The organism is Massilia sp. BKSP1R2A-1, from assembly GCF_050586525.1.
Classification (GTDB): Bacteria; Pseudomonadota; Gammaproteobacteria; order Burkholderiales; family Burkholderiaceae_D; genus Telluria.
This window is the reverse complement of the sequence record NZ_JBOBRE010000032.1, coordinates 1-2,611: the sequence shown is the minus strand read 5'-3', so window position 1 is coordinate 2,611 and position 2,611 is coordinate 1. Positions and strand designations below refer to the sequence as shown.

At 52.2% G+C, this 2,611-nt stretch carries 4 protein-coding genes; 2 read left to right on the top strand and 2 right to left on the bottom strand.

The genetic code is table 11. The features are described 5' to 3' along the window. Positions 1–77: 77 nt before the first annotated feature. Positions 78–536 (bottom strand): hypothetical protein, encoded by a 459-nt coding sequence (locus tag ACQ7JA_RS24910; protein WP_430902392.1) that lies wholly within the window; start codon positions 534–536, stop codon positions 78–80. Positions 537–954: 418 nt separating this feature from the next. Further along, positions 955–1,284, bottom strand: coding sequence for an H-NS family nucleoid-associated regulatory protein (locus ACQ7JA_RS24905; RefSeq protein WP_430902391.1), 330 nt, complete (start codon positions 1,282–1,284; stop codon positions 955–957). 140 nt (positions 1,285–1,424) lie between these two features. Here ACQ7JA_RS24905 and ACQ7JA_RS24900 point away from each other — a divergent pair, with 140 nt between their 5' ends. Next, positions 1,425–2,051: a tyrosine-type recombinase/integrase gene (locus ACQ7JA_RS24900; protein WP_430902390.1), complete on the top strand. Its 627-nt coding sequence runs from the start codon at positions 1,425–1,427 to the stop codon at positions 2,049–2,051. 104 nt (positions 2,052–2,155) lie between these two features. Beyond that, complete coding sequence (locus ACQ7JA_RS24895) at positions 2,156–2,545, top strand: hypothetical protein (protein ID WP_430902389.1); 390 nt, start codon at positions 2,156–2,158, stop codon at positions 2,543–2,545. The last annotated feature ends 66 nt before the right edge of the window (positions 2,546–2,611 follow it).

Genomic DNA, 2,611 nt, shown 5'->3' with positions numbered 1-2,611 from the left:
ATTCGACTCAGCATATCAGCTTGCCCAACTGGAAAAGTCGCAGACTGTCACGACAGGCCGCTTCCGACCCAAAGCGGTCATCCACTGGTACGGCTTTGCGCTAGTAGCGCCTCACAAAAGGCGCTTTCAGCCTGCTCTGATGGCAAGCTAGAAAGGAGCTGATTGATCAGCAACTTATCTTCCACTGGCTCAAGCAGGATATAACGACGGTATGCATTGTAGATTGCGTAGTAGGCGAACTCTGCTGACTCCGGGAGCTGAATGTCTTCATCTCGAAGTGCGACGATGGGCTCTCGATACCTCTCAGCGATTCCACTGATGTCAGTACCGGCAAGAATAGTTTCCAAGGCTTCGCGAGGAAGATCAGTGTCAAGCTCTTGGATAGAGCCGCTTACTGACTCCTGATAAGTCGGTCTCGTTCCCGGCGAGTTGTATTGCTCCCAGACATCGAGTGCCTTCCAAAGCAGACGAATCACGACAAATCGCTGCTGGTCTGAAGCGAGCGAATAGAACTGCAGAGCGAGAGGGCTCATCATGGCTAACTGTTATACATCGCAAAACACCAGGGTAAGATAAATTTGCGAACGACCGCTTGTGGCCGAATGCGGAACTGGGCAAAACGCCCATCCATGCACACAGTAGCGTCCATAGTGCAGTTGCATTGATCTATGTCATGGTCGGAACACACGGGTTCTCTACAATGCACTGATGACTACTCAGCTTGAACCCGACCTCCACCGCAACGCTAAGTTGCTGGCTGCGGCTGTCCAGTTAAGGAAGACGCATGGGTTGCTGTACGCCATGCGGCTTCTTGAGGAGCATGGCTTTGCCAATGCGGTTATTTGGGAGGTACTCAATCTCATCCCGTCTGAGACAACCAAAGGACCCCAGCAGTCGTAACTCATGTACCGCACCGCCTTGCTCTACCGGTAGCAGCAAGGTCGACACCTGCTGCTAGATGCGGAAGTCGTCCATCGATTTTCCACTAGCGAGCCCTTCTGCAAGCCACTTCGGCTGGCGTCCACGACCCGTCCAAGTCTGGCTATTGTCGCTGGGGTTTTGATAGCGCGCCTGAACCTTCTGCCCCTTGCTGTTCCTCGGCTTTTTACCATTAGCAGCAAGCAGCTCCTCGACCGAGACCCCTGCCTCCTGAGCAATCGCCAAAATTTGCTCCCGTGCTTTCTGCAAATCTTGGTGCTGGCGGTTCTTAATTTCCTTTTCAATGTCATGCTGCAGGCCCTTCAGCTCGCTGAGGTTGTAGCCCGACAGATCAATATTTGTCATTAATGATATCCCTTCAATTTAGTTAAATTTATTGCGCACTGCATCGATTCTACTATGCGCCATGGGCTAGCTCGACTGCGATCCAACCGCTTCTTCGAGTTGCGGACCAAAATTAAGCCTTGCTCACTGGGGAGGTTGACATGAACGCAAGTAGCGATGCCGGCAGCCGGCATATCCCGTGGAACAAAGGGCGTCTGGTCGGTCAGAAGTTCCCTTTAAAGCTGAAGGAAATTTGGGCGATAAGGATCCGACTGCAGATCGCAGAACACTCAAGAGACTTGGCACTATTCAATCTGGCGATCGACAGCAAGCTGCGTGGTTGCGACCTCGTCAGTCTAAAAGTGAAAGACGTTGCTCAAGGTGGCAGCATATTCCATCGTGCGATTGTCATGCAGCGGAAGACCCACCGGCCTGTCCAGTTCGAAATCACGGAGCAGACCCGCCAGTCGGTTCAAGGCTGGATTGCAGCTGGAGAGCTTACATCGAACCAGTATCTATTTCCGAGTAGGGTGAAGAAATCGCATCATCTCTCGACCCGTCAGTATGCACGGATCGTCGCCAGGTGGGTGCGATCCATCGGCCTGGATCCAGCGGCGTATGGAACTCATACCATGCGGCGGACGAAGGCCACATTGATCTATCGTCGTACGAAAAATCTTCGTGCTGTACAGCTGCTTCTCGGCCATACTAAGTTAGAGAGCACAGTGCGGTATCTCGGGATCGAGGTCGATGACGCATTGGAGATTGCGGAGCAGACTGAAGTCTGAAGCATGAAACTGGGTCTAGCTCCTCAGCATGGCTTGTATGCTACCGGTAGCCAAGGCCGCTTACGGCCAAGAGCGGTCGTTCACATACCAACCTCGACTATTAAATGTTCAAATTCTTCAAGCAAAAATCTGCGGCAGAAAGCGGTAAGCTGTATCGCATAACATTGCATGTCGGGCGTGGCACGAACACCGAAATGCCCGCTAACTTGATTGGGGCATATGTTCCAGTTTTCGTAAGTGCTGATGGTCATGAGGCTGCAGCGTTTAAGGCGGTGGCGGAAGTAAGAAGACGTGGTTTCAGCTTCATCGATATTGCTGATGGCCAAATTCACGAACTTGACCCGTACAGGTGGGACGCTTTCGTCATGGATGCCTGGGCAGATTTTGTTACAGAGTTTCCTACGCAGTCAAAGGTGATCGAGGCATTACGAACTAACTTCGTTTTCATCGGCCCGTACGCATCATATGAGGCGCAAACGCCCCAGACGCGATAGGTACTGTCGACTTTCGAAGGTCCGCAATGGGTCCAGACTGTGTAAAAACTCATCAGCTGGATCCGG